A 17,131-nucleotide genomic window follows, 5' to 3' on the forward strand; every position below is an offset into this window, starting at 1 on the left:
CGGGCGCCGCCGCCGGCGCTGGCCGGTGGTGAGCGCCGCCGCGGTCGCCGTGGCGGCCGTGGTCACGGCCGGGGTGTGGGCGGCCATGGGGCCGCCGGGCACCCCGGACGACGGGAAGCCGCCCGGCGGGGGTCTCGGCCCGGCCGTCTCGGAGTCCTCGTCCCCGTCACCTTCCGCCTCGCCGGACACGGCCTCGCCCCCGGCGGCGGTGTTCGCGCCGTGGGAGCGGGATCTGCTGGAGCTGGGCGTGCGGGACATCACCGAGAATCCGCTCTGCCTGCCGCTGGGCGGGGAAGGGGACCGGCTGCTGTGCGCGTCCGACTTCGCGGCCACGGTGGCGCTGAACGCCCAGGACGGCTCGGAGCTGTGGCGGTACAACCCGCCGCGCACCGCGTTCACCTGGCCGCGGGTGGTGGTCTCGCCGGACGCGGTGTTCACGCCCTCGCCCAGGGGTGTGGTGGCGCTGGACCCGGAGGACGGCACCGAGCTGTGGGAGATCGACGTCCCGGAGCTGGGGCAGTCCATGGCCCGTACCGATTCCTCGCTGGTGGTGCAGAGCGGGAACAGCACGCTCCGGTTCTACGCGCTCGGCTCCCCGGACCCGCTGGGCGAGTGGGAGGCACCCGGCCGCTATCTGACCCAGCTTGCCGGGCACGGCGCGAAGGTGCTGGTGGAGCACCGGGACGAGCTGGACGACCTGCCGGGCCTGAGGGCCGAGCTGATGCTGCTGGACGAGCAGGGCGGCCCGCTGTGGCCGGCCCCGGTGGAACCGCCGCCGGAGGCGTACGACCTGCGGCTGATCGGCATGGACGCGGACGCCGCGTATTTCGACATGTACGACAGCGAGGCCGCGCCGGTCTCGGTCGCGGTGTGGCGGCTGGATCTGGCCGACCGGGAGTGGCGGCGGACGGATCTGCCCGAGGGTTCCGAGCCGCGGACCACGCTCGGCGAGGACGGGACGGTGTACGCCACGGACGGGGCGGGCCGCCTGACCGCGCTGGACGCGCGGGCGGGCGAGCAGCTCTGGTCGGTGCAGACCGGGGCGGCCGGACCTTCCTCGGAGCTGACCGTGACCGGCGGCAGCCTCTTCTTCAGCGGCTCGGACGGCCGTCTGCACCAGGTGGATGCCTCGGACGGGACCCTGCTGTGGTCGGGGGAGGCGCACAAGGGCACCCCGGGGTGGGGCAGCGACGCCTACCCGTCCGCCCCGGCGGTCATCGGCGACCGCGTCTATGTCGTCACCACCGGGAACACGCTCTACGCCACCCGGCCCGGCGCCACGGCCGGCCCGTAGCGGCCCCGGCCGGGACGCCCGCGGCGGGACGCCCGCGGCGTGGGGCGGCTGCATGCCGGGATGCTTGCCGTGCCGGGGCGGGGACCGGTGCGGGACCGGCCCTCCGCCCCGGCCGGAGGTCAGTTCTCCAGCATGGTGATGTCGCGGACTGCGCCCTTGTCGGCGCTGGTGGCCATGGCGGCGTAGGCGCGCAGGGCCAGGGAGACCTTGCGGTCGCGGGCGGCCGGGGCGTAGCGGCCGTTCAGCGCCTCCCGGCGGGCGGCCAGGGTGGCCTCGTCCACCTTGAGTTCGATGGTGCGGTTCGGGATGTCGATGCTGATCAGGTCGCCGTCCTGGACCAGGGCGATGGTGCCGCCGGCCGCCGCCTCCGGGGAGACGTGGCCGATGGACAGGCCGGAGGTGCCGCCGGAGAAGCGGCCGTCGGTGACCAGGGCGCACTTGGCGCCCAGGCCGCGGCCCTTGAGGAAGGCCGTCGGGTAGAGCATCTCCTGCATGCCGGGGCCGCCGCGCGGGCCCTCGTAGCGGACGACCACCACATCGCCCTCCTTGACCCGCTTGGCCAGGATGGCCTCGACGGCGTCCTCCTGGGACTCGACCACGACGGCCGGGCCGGTGAAGGTCCAGATGGACTCGTCCACGCCCGCGGTCTTCACCACGCAGCCGTCGGCGGCGAGGTTGCCGTGCAGCACGGCCAGTCCGCCGTCGGCGGAGTAGGCGTGGGCGGTGTCCCGGATGCACCCGGCGGCGGCGTCGGTGTCCAGCGACTCCCAGCGCTCGGACTGGGAGAACGCCTCGGCGGAGCGGCGGCAGCCGGGGGCGGCGTGGAAGAGTTCCACGGCCTCGGGCGAGGGGGAGCCGCCGCGGATGTCCCAGCTCTTGAGCCACTCGTCGAGGGACGCGGCGTGCACGGTGGTGACGTCCTCGTTGAGCAGCCCGGCGCGGTGCAGTTCGCCGAGGATGGCGGGGATGCCGCCGGCCCGGTGGACGTCCTCCATGTGGTAGGCGCCGTTGGGTGCCACCTTGCAGATGCAGGGCACGCGGCGGGAGACGGCGTCGATGTCGGTCAGGCCGAAGTCGAGCTCGGCCTCCTGGGTGGCGGCCAGCAGGTGCAGCACGGTGTTGGTGGAGCCGCCCATGGCCACGTCCAGCGCCATGGCGTTCTCGAACGCGGACCGGGAGGCGATGTTGCGCGGCAGCACGGAGGCGTCGTCCTGCTCGTAGTAGCGGCGGGTGATCTCCACCACCGTACGGCCGGCCTCCTCGTACAGGGCGCGGCGGGCGGTGTGCGTGGCGAGCACCGAGCCGTTGCCCGGCAGGGCCAGGCCGAGCGCCTCGACCAGGCAGTTCATGGAGTTGGCGGTGAACATGCCGGAGCAGGAGCCGCAGGTGGGGCAGGCGGCCTCCTCGATCCGCGCGAGGTCCTCGTCGGAGGTGGTCTCGCTGACCGCCTCGGACATGGCCGAGATCAGGTCGATGCCGGTGCGGACGGTGCCGTCGACCAGCGTGGTCTTGCCGGCCTCCATGGGGCCGCCGGAGACGAAGACCACCGGGATGTTCAGCCGCATCGCGGCCATCAGCATGCCGGGGGTGATCTTGTCGCAGTTGGAGATGCAGACCAGGGCGTCGGCGCAGTGCGCCTCGACCATGTACTCGACGGAGTCGGCGATCAGGTCCCGGGAGGGCAGCGAGTAGAGCATGCCGCCGTGCCCCATGGCGATGCCGTCGTCCACGGCGATGGTGTTGAACTCCCGGGGGACGCCGCCGGCCGCCTTGATCGCGTCGGACACGATCCGGCCCACCGGCTGGAGGTGGGTGTGGCCGGGGACGAACTCGGTGAAGCTGTTGGCCACCGCGATGATGGGCTTGCCGAAGTCCTCCCGCGCTACACCGGCAGCGCGGAGGAGAGCGCGGGCGCCCGCCATGTTGCGCCCGTGGGTGACGGTTCGGGACCTCAGTGTCGCCATGATTCCGGTCTCCTGACGGTGGACGGCTGCGTCTGTCGAGACTACGCCTCCGACCGGCAAATGGGACGGCGAATCCGGATGGCGAGACCGGGACGCGACCGCGGCCCGAGCCGGAGCGCGGGCCGCGGCGCGAGCCGGAGCGCACCGGGGCGGGTTCAGGCCGCCGGGTCGGCGGGGTGCGGGGCGAGCAGCGGCAGCAGCCGGGTGCCGGCCGGTGCGGCCGCGGCAGCGCCGGTGCCGGCCTTGGGGACGGGCGCGGCGGCGAGGCGGGTCCCGCAGTGTCCGGCGAGCACGTCGTAGGCCGCCTTGCCCATGAGTTCCACCAGTTCGGGCCGGTAGGTGAGGTAGAGGGGGTCGGCCGCGGTGTGGGCCGCGGGCGCGCCCGTGCACCACCAGTGCAGGTCGTGGCCGCCCGGCCCCCAGCCGCGGCGGTCGTACTCGCCGATGGTGACGTAGAGCCGCTGCTCGCCGTCCGGCTGCTCCACCCACTCGTAGGAGCGGCGCAGCGGAAGCTGCCAGCACACGTCCGGCTTGGTCTCCAGCGGTTCGCGTCCCTCCCGGCGGGCCAGGATGTGCAGGGCGCAGCCGGCGCCGCCGGGGAAGCCGGGCCGGTTGAGGAAGATGCAGGCGCCCTTGACCCGCTTGGTCTGGCGTTCGCCGTCGAGGTGCTGCTCGGTCCAGCCGTCGCCCCAGCGCTTGCCGCGGTGGCCGGCGGCGTGGTGTTCCCAGATGTCCGGGGTGAGGCGGAGGGCGTGGTCGGCCACCCGCTGCTCGTCGTCGGCGTCGGTGAAGTGGGCGCCGAGGGTGCAGCAGCCGTCTTCGGCGCGTCCGGCGTGGATGCCCTGGCAGCCGTTGCCGAAGATGCACTGCCAGCGGGAGGTGAGCCAGGTCAGGTCGCAGCGGAAGACCTGGTCGGGGTCGGCGGGGTCGGGGAACTCCACCCAGGCGCGGGGGAAGTCCAGTGCTGCTTCGTCGCCGGCGGCCCGGCGGGCGGCGCCGTCGAGCTGCCACACCGTGCGGTTCGCCGTCTCCTTCGCCGTCTTCCGCGGCGCGCGGCGCCGCGCCGTGTGCTTCCCCGCGGGTTTGACCGGATCTTTGCCCGGCCCGTTCTCCCGCTTTGTCCCGTTCGTCTCAGCCACACCGCCCAGCGTAGACGGCCACGGTACCGTGAGCGCTCATGAGACTCGGTGTTCTGGACGTGGGATCGAATACGGTCCACCTGCTGGTGGTGGACGCGCACCGGGGTGCGCGTCCGCTGGCCGCGTACTCCCACAAGGCGGAGCTGCGGCTGGCCGAGCTGCTGGACGAGGCCGGGGCGATCGGCCCGCACGGCGTGGACCGCCTGGTGCAGACCATCGAGTCGGCCCTGGAGGTGGCGGAGGACCAGGGAGTCGCCGAGCTGCTGCCGTTCGCCACCTCGGCGGTGCGCGAGGCCACCAACGCCGATCACGTGCTGGGCCGGGTGGCCGAGGAGACCGGCATCGAGCTGCAGGTGCTGTCCGGGGAGGACGAGGCGCGGCTGACGTTTCTGGCGGCGCGCCGCTGGCTGGGCTGGTCGGCGGGCCGGCTGCTGCTGTTCGACATCGGCGGCGGCTCGCTGGAGATCGCCTTCGGCCTGGACGAGGCGCCGGACGCGGCGGTGTCGCTGCCGCTGGGTGCGGGCCGGCTGACCCAGTCCCGGCTGCCGGGCGATCCGCCCGATCCGGCGGATGTGCGGGCGCTGCGCCGGGATGTGCGGTCGCAGATGGCCCGGGTCGTCGGGGAGTTCAACCGGCTGGGGAAGCCGGACCGGGTGGTGGGCACCTCCAAGACGTTCAAGCAGCTTGCCCGGCTGAGCGGGGCCGCGCCGAGCTCGGACGGCGTGTACGCGCGGCGGTCGCTGGAGCGGGAGACGCTGCGCGAGTGGGGCCCCAAGCTGGGGGCGATGCCGGAGCGGGAGCGCGCCGGGCTGCCGGGGGTGTCCGAGGGACGGGCCCGGCAGCTGCTGGCCGGCGCGGTGGTGGCGGAGGCCGCCATGGATCTGTTCGGGGTGGCGGAGCTGGACATCTGCCCGTGGGCGCTGCGCGAGGGCGTGATCCTGCGGCGGCTGGACCAGATGCGCAACGGGGACGACTGAGCCCGGCCCCGTGGGCGCTCAGGGGGTGCGGCGGCGCAGCGTGGCGGCGCCGACGAGCAGCACGGCCAGCGCGTAGCCGGCGACGATCAGCAGATCACGGACGTAGGCGCCGCTGACACCGGTCTGTGCGACCACCTCTCCCATGCCGTCCACCGCGTAGGACATGGGCAGCACGCCGGAGATCCACTCCAGTACCGGGTGCATGTCCTCACGCGGCACGAACAGCCCGCACAGCAGGATCTGCGGCAGCACCACGGCCGGCATGAACTGCACCGCCTGGAACTCGGAGGCGGCGAAGGCGGAGACGAACAGGCCGAGTGCGGTGCCGAGCAGCGCGTCCATCACCGCGATGACCAGCAGCAGCCAGGGCGAGCCGGTGGTTTCCAGGCCGAGCGGCCAGATCGCCACGGCGGTGGCCAGGCTGGCCTGGAGCACGGCGAAGCAGCCGAAGGCGACGGCGTAGCCGAGGATCAGGTCGGCCTTGCCGAACGGCATGGTCATCAGGCGTTCGAGGGTGCCCGAGGTGCGTTCCCGCAGGGTGGCGATGGAGGTCACCAGGAACATGGTGATCAGCGGGAAGATGCCCAGCAGCGAGGCGCCGACGGAGCTGAACGTCCGGTCGTCGGCGTCGAAGACGTAGTAGAGCAGGACCAGCAGGAAGACCGGGACCAGCAGCATCAGGGCGATGGTGCGGCGGTCGTGGGAGAGCTGGCGCAGCACCCGGCGGGCGGTGGCCAGGGTGATGGCCGGGTTGACGGCGCGCGCCGGGCGGCGGGCCGGGCCGCGGCCGGTGCTTCCGGTGACGGCGGCGGTCGCGTTCACGAGCGGGCCTCCTCGGCTTCTGCTTCTGCTTCCGTTTGTGCTTGTGCTTGTGCTTCTGCTTCGCGGGCGGAGTCGATCAGCCGGAGGAAGGCGTCCTCCACGGTGTCGCAGCGGGTGCGCTCGCGCAGCCCCGCCGGGGTGTCCTGGGCGAGGATGCGGCCCTCGCGCATCAGCAGCAGTTCCTGGCAGCGGTCGGCCTCGTCCATCACGTGCGAGGAGACCAGCAGGGAGGCGCCGCCGGACGCCAGCCGGTGGAACAGCCGCCACAGGTCGCGGCGGAGCACCGGGTCCAGGCCGACCGTGGGTTCGTCGAGCACCAGCAGCTCGGGGCCGCCGAGCAGGGCCACGGCGAGCGAGACCCGGGAGAGCTGGCCGCCGGAGAGGCGGTCGGCCAGGACGTCGGCGTGCGAGGTGAGGTCGACGTCGCGCAGCGCCCGCTCCACCCGGGCGGGCAGCTCGCCGTGCGGGATGCCGAGCACCGCGCCGAAGTACTCCAGGTTCTGGCGGGCGGTGAGGTCGGTGTAGACCGAGGGCGCCTGGGTGACATAGCCGATGCGGTGCCGCAGGCGGGGGCTGCCGGCGGGTTCGCCGAGCACCTCGATCTCCCCGCCGACCTGGGCCTGGGCGCCCACGACGGCGCGCATCAGGGTGGTCTTGCCGCAGCCGGAGGGGCCGAGCAGGCCGGTGACGGTGCCGCGTGCCACNGGCCGGTGACGGTGCCGCGTGCCACGGTGAAGCCGATCTCGTTGATGACCTTCCGGCCGCCGCGGACCACCGAGAGCCCCTCGGCGCGGATCGCGGGTCCGGGCGGAGGAGCCTCGGGCGTAATATTCATCATGTGATGAATATTGCTCCGCAGGCTTCCCGCCGTCAAGCAGGAACAGCCGGGAAGCCGGGCCCGGCGGCCGCCCGGCCCCTGCCCGCCGACCCGGCCGCGCCCGCTGGCTGCGACCACGGCCCCGTAGGCTTGGCGCGTGGTACGTCATGGATCGGTGCGGCCCGCCCAGGCCGGGCGCGGGGCACGCAGGCCGAAGGTCGCCCTGTCGACGGCTTCCGTGTATCCCGAATCCACGGCCGCGGCCTTCGAGACGGCCGCCCGGCTCGGCTACGACGGCGTGGAGGTGATGGTCTGGACCGACCCGGTCAGCCAGGACCCGGCCGCTCTGCGCCGGCTCTCCGACCGCCACGGCATCCCCGTGCTCGCCGTGCACGCGCCCTGCCTGCTGATCACCCAGCGGGTGTGGTCCACCGACCCCTGGCGCAAGCTCGAACTGTCCCGCGCCGCGGCGGAGCGCCTCGGCGCCTCCACCGTGGTCGTGCACCCGCCGTTCCGCTGGCAGCGCGGCTACGCCCGCGACTTCGTGCGCGGCCTGCGGCGGATGGGAGAGGAGACGGACATCCGCTTCGCCGTGGAGAACATGTACCCCTGGCGCTACCGGCGGCGGGCCATGCAGGCGTACGCCCCCGGCTGGGACCCGACCGAGGAGGACTACCGGCACTTCACCCTGGACGTGTCGCACACCGCCACCTCGCACAGCGACCCGCTGGCCATGGCGGACCGCATGGGCGACCGGCTCGCCCACCTGCACATCGGGGACGGCACCGCCTCCGGCAAGGACGAGCACCTGGTGCCGGGCCGCGGCACCCAGCCCTGCGCAGAGCTGCTGCGGCGGGTCGCGGCCGGCGGCTACGACGGGCATGTGGTGCTGGAGATCAACACCCGCCGGTGCATGTCGTCGGCCGAGCGGGAGGCGGACCTGGCCGAGGCGCTGGCCTTCACCCGGCGCCATCTGGCCGCCCCGGCCACCGGCCCGGACGTGCTGCGGAGGCCGGCATGACCGCGTCCTCGCCCGCCGCTTCCGCCTCCCCGGCACCGCGGCGCCGGGGCCGGCCGCCGCGCGGCGGGGAGACGGCGGCGGACGCCCCGGCCACCCGGGACCGCATTCTGACCGCGGCCCGCGAGACCTTCGCCCAGCACGGGTACGACAAGGCGTCGGTGCGGGCCATCGCGCGCCGGGCGGGCGTCGACCCCGCGCTGGTGCACCACTACTTCGGCACCAAGGAGCAGGTCTTCGAGGCGGCGGTGGCCGAGGCCGCGGCCCCGGTGCTGGACGGTGCGAACGTCATCCCGGAGGGCGATCCGCACCACATCGGCGAGCGGCTGACGCGGTTCTTCTTCGGCGTGTGGGAAAACCCGGCCTCCCGGGAGCCGCTGCTGGCCATCGTCCGCTCGGTGGTCACCCACGAGACGGCCGCCGGGATCTTCCGGCGGTTCATCACCAGGAACCTGGTGCGCCGGGTGGCCGAACGGCTGGACGTCCCGGACATCGAGTCCCGGATCGAGCTGGCCGTGGCCCAGCTGGTGGGGGTCGCCATCCTGCGCTATGTGGTGCGGGTGGAGCCGCTGGCCTCCGCCGAGGCGGAGACGCTGATCCGGCGGCTGGCGCCGGTCGTGCAGTTCCACATCTCCGGCGGCGCCGCACCGCTCGGCCCCCGCTGAGCCCGCCCTGCGCGGGCGGCGGCTGCCGCGGACCGGACGCCGCTCAGGAGGCCGGGCGGTCCGGGCCCGCATACCGGCCGGACTCGGCGGGCGGCTGCCCGGGCTCGGACGGCGCGGGCTCCGGCTCCGACGGCTCCGGCCCGGGCTCCGGTTCCGGCTCCGGCTCCGGCTCCGGCTCCGGTTCGGGCTCGCCGCCGTCGCCCTCGATGGTGATCACCCCGCCGGACGGGCCGATGGTGATCCGTCCGCGCCACGCACCGGCCGGTTCCCGGGAGCGGTCCACGGTGACCAGGATGGTGGTCCACTCGCCCGGCCGCAGGGTGCCGGAGCCGGCGCTCGGCCGCAGCCAGGGCGCGTCCGAGGAGGCCGTCCAGTCCACGGCCGAGCCGCCCGAGGCACGCAGCGTGATCTCGGTACCGGCGTCCGTGGGCACCGCCTCCACCGTCAGCCGTCCGGGCCCCCGCCGGGCGCCGTCGCCGGAGGCCGGCCCGCCGGAGGAGGCATCGCCGCCGTCCGTGCCCCGGTCCCGGCCGGTGCCGGTGTCCGTGCCCCTGCCGGTGCCGGTGCCCTCCCGGGCGCCCCGGCCCCCGCCGCGGGAGTCCGCGCCCCGCCCCGCCTCCGCAGGCTCCAGCGGCTGCCCCTCCGAGCCCGCGTCGGGCGTGTGGTGCGGGCCGGCCCCCCGCTCCCGCGCCGCCGCGTGCCCCTCGCCGCCGTGCCGGGTGCTGCCCGCCTCGCCGTGCGGCCCGCCCGGGTCCAGGTCGTCGCCCTGGCCCAGCGGAACGTCCCCGGAGGAGGACGCCGGGTTCCCCTCGCCGCTCAGATCACCGGCGGACGGCGCGTTCCGGTAGGCCGCCCAGAACGCCAGCACCGGCGCGGCCAGCACGGTCGCGACCACGGTGGTGGTCACCGCTCGGCTGCGCAGCCGCTCGCGGAGGGCCGCGCGCTCCCGCTCGTCCACCGGGAAACCGGACCTGTCGAAGCGCGGGGCGGGACGCGCGCGGGCCCGGAGCGCCGCCAGCCGCGCCGCCTCCACTGCCCGGCGGGGCGCCGCCAGCACGGTCAGCCGCCCGGAGCCGGGCGACGCCGAGGTGCCCGGCCAGCCCGCGATCGCCCGCTGCGCGATCCGGCGGCAGGACGGGCACTCGTCCACATGCCGGACCAGCTCCCGGCGCAGACCGGGGGCGAGCAGCAGACGGTCCTCCCCGGTCAGGCCGGCGAGTGCGGGGCAGACCGCGGCATCGAGCGCGGCCAGTGCGCCGCGGGTGCGCTCCACCTCGCAGGCGGCCGTGGTCAGCAGGGTGTGCGCGGCCTCGCCGGGCAGCCGCAGCACCTCGGCAACCTGGCGCGGGGAGAGCTGGTGGCGGACCGCCAGTTCGAGCGCCTCGCGCTGCTCGGGGGTGGTGCCGGCGGCCTCCGGCCAGGCCAGTGCGGCCAGTTCGCGGCGCCGCTGCTGGGCGGACGGGCCCGCGGCGCGCGGCACGGGCGGGGAGGCGGCCCGGGGCGCGGAACGGGATCGCGTGCCGCGGGTGCGCTCCCGCTCGCGCTGCTGCGCGGCGGCGAGCCGGCGCAGACACGCCCAGCGGGCCAGCGCGTAGAGCCAGGGGCGGTGCAGTTCCGGATCGCGCGGCCGGCGGCCCTGCCCGTGCTGCCGCTCCGCCAGCGCCAGGGCCTCGCCGAGCGCGGCGGTGGCGGCGTCATGCTCGCACATCACGGAGAGGCAGTAGGTGAACAGCCCGTCCAGAAAAGCGTCTTCGTACGCGGCGGGACGGACGGGCCGCGCCCGCGCCGGCTCCGGAAGGGGGGCCGGTCCGGCATCCCGGGACGGAACGGCGGTCCGGCGCACGGTGGTCGGCCTTGTTCGCTCACGGCTGGTGGTGGTCACCACGCGACCGTAGGGGCACCGGGCGCACTCTCTGCAGCCCCCGCCCGGAGGTTCCCCCTAATGGGTGACAGTGCCCCGTCAACCCCGCCCCCGTCCTTGACCCTTCACACCGTCCGTGCGCCGCCGCCCCGCGGGCGGTCCGGGCAGTGGAGGGTACGGGCGGAGGGGTGGCCGGGTCGGGGGTGTCAGTGACGGGAGGTAGCTTCTTCCGCATGGCCCGCAGCAAGAGCGACCGTCCGTCGTACCGGTGCACCGAGTGCGGGTGGTCCACCGCCAAATGGCTCGGCCGCTGTCCCGAGTGCCACGCCTGGGGCACGGTCGAGGAAGTCGGCGGCACGCCCGCCGTGAAGACCACCGCCGCCGCCCGCGTGGTCTCCCCCGCGCTGCCCATCGGGCAGGTCGACGGCCGGCAGGTCGCCGCCCGCTCCACCGGCGTGGTCGAGCTGGACCGGGTCCTCGGCGGCGGCCTGGTGCCGGGCGCCGTGGTGCTGCTGGCCGGCGAGCCCGGCGTGGGCAAGTCCACCCTGCTGCTGGACGTCGCCGCCAAGGCGGCCTCCGCGCAGCGCCCCACCCTCTACGTCACGGGTGAGGAGTCGGCCGGGCAGGTCCGGCTGCGCGCCGACCGCATCGGCGCGCTGGACGACCACCTCTTCCTCGCCGCCGAGACGGATCTGTCCGCCGTCCTCGCCCAGCTCGACGCGGTCCGGCCCGCCCTGCTGATCATGGATTCGGTGCAGACCGTGGCCTCCCCCGAGGTGGACGGCGCCCCGGGCGGCATGGCCCAGGTGCGGGAGGTGGCCGGGGCACTGATCCGCGCCTCCAAGGAACGCGGCATGTCGACCATCCTGGTCGGCCATGTCACCAAGGACGGCGCCATCGCCGGTCCCCGCCTGCTGGAGCACCTGGTGGACGTGGTGCTGCACTTCGAGGGCGACCGGCATGCCCGGCTGCGCCTGGTGCGCGGGGTGAAGAACCGCTACGGCACCACCGACGAGGTCGGCTGCTTCGAACTGCACGACGAGGGCATCACCTCGCTCGCCGACCCCTCCGGCCTGTTCCTCACCCGGCGCGCCGAGCCGGTGCCCGGCACCTGCCTGACGGTCACCCTGGAGGGCCGCCGCCCGCTGGTCGCCGAGGTGCAGGCGCTCACCGTGGACAGCCAGATCCCCTCCCCCCGGCGCACCACCTCCGGCCTGGAGAACTCCCGGGTGTCCATGATCCTCGCGGTGCTGGAGCAGCGCGGCCAGATCACCGCCCTGGGGAAGAACGACATCTACACCGCCACCGTGGGCGGGGTCCGGCTGGGCGAGCCCGCCGCCGACCTGGCCATCGCCCTGTCCCTGGCCAGCGCCGCGGGGGACATACCGCTGCCGAAGAACCTGGTCGCGGTGGGCGAGGTGGGCCTGGCCGGGGAGGTCCGCCGGGTCACCGGGGTGCAGCGGCGGCTGGCCGAGGCGCACCGGCTCGGCTTCACCCACGCCCTGGTCCCGGCCGACTCCGGGGACGCCCCGGCGGGCATGCGGGTGCGGGAGGTGGCGGACATAGGGGAGGCGCTCCGGGTCCTCCCCTCCGCACCACGGCGCAGCCGCGCGCCACGAGCACGCACGGAGCCCGAGCCTGCCAACCAGTCCCGCCGGTAGACTCATGCCGCACTGCAACAACCATCACCGGAGGAGTGCATGGCAGGCGGCGACCGATCAGCTGGGCACGGAAGAGCCGGATCGGAGAAGCTGCGTGCCGCGCTGAGCGCCGTCGCCCCGGGCACGCACCTGCGGGACGGCCTGGAGCGGGTGCTCCGGGGGAACACCGGCGGGCTGATCGTGCTGGGCTTCGACCGCACGGTCGAGTCGCTCTGCTCCGGCGGTTTCGTGCTGGATGTCGAGTTCTCCGCCACCCGGCTGCGCGAGCTGTGCAAGCTGGACGGAGCCGTGGTGCTGGACAAGGACATCACCAAGATCGTCCGGGCCGGGGTGCAGCTGGTCCCGGATTCGAGCATCGCGACCGAGGAGACCGGCACCCGGCACCGCACCGCGCAGCGGGTCTCCATCCAGACCGGCTATCCGGTGGTCTCGGTGAGCCAGTCGATGCGGCTGATCGCCCTGTATGTGGACGGGCAGCGGCGGGTGCTGGAGGATTCCGGCGCCATCCTCTCCCGGGCCAACCAGGCACTGGCGACCCTGGAGCGGTACAAGCTCCGGCTGGACGAGGTCACCGGCACGCTCTCCGCCCTGGAGATCGAGGATCTGGTGACGGTCCGGGATGTGGCGGCGGTGGCGCAGCGGCTGGAGATGGTCCGCCGGATCGCCGCCGAGATCGCCGAGTACGTGGTGGAGCTGGGCACGGACGGCCGGCTGCTCTCCCTCCAGCTCGACGAGCTGATCGCCGGCGTGGAGCCGGAGCGGCAGCTCGTGGTGCGGGACTATCTGCCGGAGACGCCGGGCGGCAAGCGTTCCCGCAAGGTGAGCACCGCGCTGGGCGATCTGGACGAACTGACCCATCCGGAGCTGCTGGAGCTGTCCATGGTGGCACGGGCCATCGGCTACAGCTCCTCACCGGAGACGCTGGACAGCGCGGTGTCGCCGCGCGGTTTCCGGCTGCTGGCCAAGGTGCCGCGGCTGCCGGGCGCGGTCATCGACCGGCTGGTGGACCACTTCGGCGGCCTGCAGAAGCTGCTGGCCGCCAGTGTGGACGACCTCCAGGCGGTGGACGGCGTGGGCGAGACCCGGGCCCGCTCGGTCCGGGAGGGGCTGTCCCGGCTGGCCGAGTCCTCCATCCTGGAACGCTACGTCTGAGGCGCGGGGCGGCCCGCCCGTCCGGGGCGACGGGCCGGTCCGGCGTCCGGCCGCCGCCCGCGGCCGGTGCTCAGTCGGCGTTCAGGCGGAAGGCCGACTGGGCCTTCTGCGTCACATTGCCGCCCAGGTCGACGGCCACATCCATCAGATAGGTGCCGACCGGCGCCTCCGGCCGCTCCTTGGCGCCCGCGCAGCCGCCGGAGTCCCCGGCCGAGTAGCGGCGGTCCCAGGTGACGGTGTGCGTGACGGACGCTCCCCTGGCCACGGCCTTCACCGCCGAGGCCGGTCCGGCCGGGCACTCCTGTGAGGTCCAGACCTGTTCCTCGTCTTCGCCGCCGGTGAACGACAGCGAGATGGTCACCGCCTCGTGCCCGAGGTCGATCCGGCAGTCGGTGCCGGAGGTGTTCTCCACGGTGACCAGCAACGCGGGCCGCACGCCCGGGGGGTATTCGGGCTCGTCGCTCTCCACCGAGATCTCCACCTGGCTCTGCCGGCAGGACGGCAGGCTGCCCACCGGCACCGAGATGCCCTCGCCGTCGGCGGTACCGCCGGTGCCCCCCGACTGGCCGGTGCCCGTGCCGCCGCTGCCGCCGCTTCCGGCGGTGGCGCCGCCGTCCTGCTCCGCGCCCGGCCCGCCGTCGCCGCCCTCCGAATCCCCGCCCGCGCCGCCGTCCACGCCGGCGGCCTCCCCGGTCTCGCCGTTCTCCCCGGCCTCGCCGCTGCCTTCGGTGTCGCCGGTGTCCCCGGACTCGTCCCGGCCGCCGGGGCGGCTGTCTATCACGGTTTCGGTATCGGTCGGTCCCGGCGTGATGGACTCCGCCGGCCCGCTGCCCGCGTTGTCGTCCCGCCCGGCCGGCTTCTCGTCCCCGCCGCCCGTGGTGGTGCGCAGCGCCCAGAACACGAGTACACCCAGCAGCACCAGCAGCAGGAACGCCACGGCTCGCCGCCGCCAGTAGATGGATGCCGGGAGCGGCCCGACCGGCCTGCGCAGAGATCCCACGCGGAAACTCTACGATGCCGCACGCCAATTGCCCCGAGCGCCAGGCGAAGCCGGTGGATTGCGACTCCGCAACGGCGGCTCGCCCGGACGGTCGGCGGCCCTCACCGGCGCATCCCCTCTTTCGTGGGGAGCCACGCCACGCCACGGCGCGGACCGTTCCTCAGCGCCCGCCGACCGTGCCAGGATCAACGGGATGACTGCCACCAGTGCCCCCTCCAGTGCCCCCGAGCGCGGCGCCGAGCCCGCTCCCTCCCCCGTGCCCTCCGGGCATGAGGGCGACCCCCATGCCGTGCCCGGCGACAGCGTCCCGGCCGGGGCCCCGAGCCCCGGGGATCTGCACGGGCCGGTTGTCGAGTGGTTCGACAAGAACGCCCGTGACCTGCCCTGGCGTCGTCCGGAAGCCGGCGCGTGGGGGGTCATGGTCAGCGAGTTCATGCTGCAGCAGACCCCGGTCAGCAGAGTGCTCCCGGTCTACGAGGAGTGGATGAGACGCTGGCCGCGCCCGGCCGACCTGGCCGCCGAGTCCCCGGGCGAGGCGGTCAGGGCCTGGGGGCGGCTGGGCTACCCGCGGCGGGCGCTGCGGCTGCACGGCGCGGCAGCCGCCATAGCGGAACGGCACGGCGGGGATGTGCCCAAGGACCACCACCAGCTGCTGGCGCTCCCCGGCGTCGGCGAGTACACGGCGGCGGCGGTCGCGTCGTTCGCCTACGGCCAGCGGCACGCGGTGCTGGACACCAACGTCCGCCGCGTGTTCGCCCGAGCCGTGACCGGCAGTCAGTACCCGCCCAACGCCACCACGGCGGCGGAGCGGAAACTGGCCCGGATGCTGCTGCCCGAGGAGCCGGCCACCGCCGCCCGGTGGGCTGCGGCCACCATGGAGCTGGGCGCCCTGGTCTGCACCGCCCGCTCGCCGCGCTGCGGCGACTGCCCCATCGCCGAGCTGTGCGCCTGGCAGCGGGCGGGCGCGCCGGAGCACGAGGGTCCGCCGCGCCGGGTGCAGACGTACGCGGGCACGGACCGCCAGGTGCGGGGCAAGCTGCTGGCCGTGCTGCGGGAGTCCCTGGCGCCGGTGCCGCAGGCCGTGCTCGACCAGGCGTGGCGCGATCCGGTGCAGCGGCTGCGCGCGCTCAACGGCCTGCTGACCGACGGCCTGGTGGAGCGGCTGCCGGACGGCCGCTTCCGGCTGCCCGGCGCCTGACCGTCCGTCTTCCCGCTCATCGCCGCCCTCCGCGCCGTCGCGCTGAGGGCCGGCGATGAAGGGAGCGGCAAGGGCAGCCGCGCCGGACGTGACCCCGGCTCGGATCAGCCGAGCAGCCGCTCCGCGACGACCTCGTCGTCGATGATCTCCCCGGTCGGCCGGAAGCCCAGTCCGAGATAGAACGGCTCGGGGCCGCCGGGACCGGGAACCCACGACACCGTGAGACGGCGCTGCCCGCGCCGCCGGGCCTCGGCGCAGACCTCCTCGACGGCGAACCGGCCGTATCCCTTGCCCTGGTGTGCCGCATCGATGTTCAGCCGCCATATGCCGCAGCGGAAGGCCGGCACCTCGTTGTCCGGGTCGAAGCCGGCCATCACGAAGCCGACGAGCTGCTCGCCGTCGTACACCAGCCGGGGCCAGGCCACGTCGGGGGAGGCGTATGCCTCGGCAAGGGACACCGCCACGGGGGCGACGAACTTCTGCTGCTCCGGCCGGACGGCCAGTTTGCAGGCCGCGGAGACATTGGTCGGATCGACGGCCTGGAGTCGTGGTGCGGGGCTCATACCAGCACCTTAGACGCCGGGTACGACAGCAGGGCCGGTCACCGTCCGGCGGGAACCGAAGCCGTCCCCAGGAAGCCCCCAGGACGCCCCGGGGACGCCGCAGAGTCCCGCCGGCGGGTCAGGGCCGGCGACGGGACCGGTGCCCGGCAGACACGCGGCAGACACGCGAAAAACTTCCGGAACTCTTCCGGAAGTTTTCGGTTTCTGAGCCCGGCCACATCCCGCCCAACGAGGCAGCTTCTCGAACAACCCTCGGATCTTCCGGCACATCGCCGCTCTGAGCTGCGTTGATGGCGACACAACAAGACCCTTGTCCAAGGTAGTTGTTTCGAAAATTCTCCGAGAACTGTTGACAACTTGACGCGGACGCACCAACCTATCGCCATCGACAGACCGCACCCCCACTGTCGGACCGGGTCACGAGCCGCGACCCGGTACCCCGGTCGCTCAGCGGTCGGCGACCGGTCCATCCCATGGCCGTCGTGACGACGCCGACGGGCCGCCGCCGCCAAGCCGACCGGCGGCGGCCACGCCGGCTCGTGTCGCGCTGCCTGGCTTCCCCGCCACCAACCCCCACGAGGAGGAAGCACACTCATGAACGACGCCCCCACTCATCCGGAGCGCCGCTTGCCCGGCCGCTTCCGGCTGTTGCCCCGGTTGCGCGGTGCCGGGCGCATCAAGCTGCTCATCAGTGCCGCGTGTGCCGCGCTGGTCGCGGCCGTTCTGGTCCCGACGGGCAGCGCCAACGCCAACCCGATCAACTCCAACCAGACCGGCAACCACGGCGGGTACTTCTACTCGTTCTGGACCGACGCGCCCGGCACGGTCTCCATGTCCATGGGCTCCGGCGGCAACTACAGCACCCAGTGGAGCAACACCGGCAACTTCGTGGCCGGCAAGGGCTGGAGCACCGGCGCCCGCCGGACGGTGACCTACTCGGGCACCTTCAACCCGTCCGGCAACGCCTACCTGACGCTCTACGGCTGGTCGCGGAACCCGC

At 74.4% G+C, this 17,131-nt stretch carries 14 protein-coding genes and 1 pseudogene; 8 read left to right on the forward strand and 7 right to left on the reverse strand.

Translation table 11 applies throughout. The features are described 5' to 3' along the window. On the forward strand, positions 1-1,294 hold a 1,294-nt coding region (locus GQS09_RS20030), incomplete at its 5' end, for a PQQ-binding-like beta-propeller repeat protein (protein WP_165988241.1). Between the two features lie 119 nt (positions 1,295-1,413). Here GQS09_RS20030 and ilvD read toward each other — a convergent pair. Together ilvD and GQS09_RS20040 are read right to left on the reverse strand one after the other, a co-directional pair. Beyond that, on the reverse strand, positions 1,414-3,258 hold the full coding sequence (ilvD, locus tag GQS09_RS20035; RefSeq protein WP_165988243.1) for a dihydroxy-acid dehydratase: 1,845 nt from the start codon (positions 3,256-3,258) through the stop codon (positions 1,414-1,416). A 155-nt stretch (positions 3,259-3,413) separates the two neighbouring features. Then, positions 3,414-4,271: a hypothetical protein gene (locus tag GQS09_RS20040; protein ID WP_313896235.1), complete on the reverse strand. Its 858-nt coding sequence runs from the start codon at positions 4,269-4,271 to the stop codon at positions 3,414-3,416. A gap of 164 nt (positions 4,272-4,435) precedes the next feature. Between GQS09_RS20040 and GQS09_RS20045 the strand changes: the two genes are divergently transcribed. After that, a complete protein-coding gene (locus GQS09_RS20045) occupies positions 4,436-5,374 on the forward strand; it encodes a Ppx/GppA phosphatase family protein (RefSeq protein WP_165988245.1) in 939 nt (312 codons plus the stop codon). An 18-nt stretch (positions 5,375-5,392) separates the two neighbouring features. Here GQS09_RS20045 and GQS09_RS20050 read toward each other — a convergent pair whose 3' ends face one another. Then, positions 5,393-6,196 carry an ABC transporter permease gene (locus GQS09_RS20050; RefSeq protein WP_165988248.1) on the reverse strand — a complete coding sequence of 268 codons (804 nt, stop codon included), beginning with the start codon at positions 6,194-6,196 and terminating at the stop codon, positions 5,393-5,395. Next, positions 6,193-7,034: pseudogene (locus GQS09_RS20055) on the reverse strand (ABC transporter ATP-binding protein). Before GQS09_RS20055 ends, GQS09_RS20050 begins: the two are co-directional and overlap by 4 nt. Positions 7,035-7,251: 217 nt before the next feature. Between GQS09_RS20055 and GQS09_RS20060 the strand changes: the two are divergent. Further along, positions 7,252-8,034 carry a sugar phosphate isomerase/epimerase gene (locus GQS09_RS20060; RefSeq protein WP_313896234.1) on the forward strand — a complete coding sequence of 261 codons (783 nt, stop codon included), beginning with the start codon at positions 7,252-7,254 and terminating at the stop codon, positions 8,032-8,034. Next, positions 8,031-8,696, forward strand: a complete 666-nt coding sequence (locus GQS09_RS20065) for a TetR/AcrR family transcriptional regulator (RefSeq protein WP_165988250.1) — start codon at positions 8,031-8,033, stop codon at positions 8,694-8,696. The genes GQS09_RS20060 and GQS09_RS20065 overlap by 4 nt, the downstream gene beginning before the upstream one ends. Positions 8,697-8,739: 43 nt before the next feature. Here the strand turns inward: GQS09_RS20065 and GQS09_RS20070 are convergent, their stop codons facing one another. After that, complete coding sequence (locus tag GQS09_RS20070) at positions 8,740-10,578, reverse strand: BACON domain-containing protein (protein ID WP_165988252.1); 1,839 nt, start codon at positions 10,576-10,578, stop codon at positions 8,740-8,742. 212 nt (positions 10,579-10,790) lie between these two features. On the opposite strand from GQS09_RS20070, the gene radA reads away from it, so the two are divergent. Both radA and disA read left to right on the forward strand, forming a co-directional pair. Continuing rightward, positions 10,791-12,218, forward strand: coding sequence for a DNA repair protein RadA (radA, locus tag GQS09_RS20075; RefSeq protein ID WP_165988255.1), 1,428 nt, complete (start codon positions 10,791-10,793; stop codon positions 12,216-12,218). Positions 12,219-12,257: 39 nt separating this feature from the next. After that, positions 12,258-13,370, forward strand: coding sequence for a DNA integrity scanning diadenylate cyclase DisA (gene disA / locus GQS09_RS20080; RefSeq protein WP_165988257.1), 1,113 nt, complete (start codon positions 12,258-12,260; stop codon positions 13,368-13,370). Between the two features lie 70 nt (positions 13,371-13,440). On the opposite strand, the gene GQS09_RS20085 is transcribed toward disA, so the two are convergent. Beyond that, positions 13,441-14,370, reverse strand: a complete 930-nt coding sequence (locus tag GQS09_RS20085; RefSeq protein ID WP_165988259.1) for a hypothetical protein — start codon at positions 14,368-14,370, stop codon at positions 13,441-13,443. A 193-nt stretch (positions 14,371-14,563) separates the two neighbouring features. On the opposite strand from GQS09_RS20085, the gene GQS09_RS20090 reads away from it, so the two are divergent. After that, positions 14,564-15,568: an A/G-specific adenine glycosylase gene (locus tag GQS09_RS20090; RefSeq protein ID WP_165988261.1), complete on the forward strand. Its 1,005-nt coding sequence runs from the start codon at positions 14,564-14,566 to the stop codon at positions 15,566-15,568. A gap of 104 nt (positions 15,569-15,672) precedes the next feature. Here GQS09_RS20090 and GQS09_RS20095 read toward each other — a convergent pair whose 3' ends face one another. Beyond that, on the reverse strand, positions 15,673-16,131 hold the full coding sequence (locus tag GQS09_RS20095; RefSeq protein ID WP_165988264.1) for an N-acetyltransferase: 459 nt from the start codon (positions 16,129-16,131) through the stop codon (positions 15,673-15,675). 594 nt (positions 16,132-16,725) lie between these two features. On the opposite strand from GQS09_RS20095, the gene GQS09_RS20100 reads away from it, so the two are divergent. Next, the coding region (locus GQS09_RS20100; protein ID WP_165988265.1) for a glycoside hydrolase family 11 protein at positions 16,726-17,131 on the forward strand (406 nt) is incomplete at its 3' end.

The sequence above is a fragment of the Streptomyces sp. YIM 98790 genome, assembly GCF_011421595.1.
GTDB lineage: Bacteria > Actinomycetota > Actinomycetes > Streptomycetales > Streptomycetaceae > Streptomyces.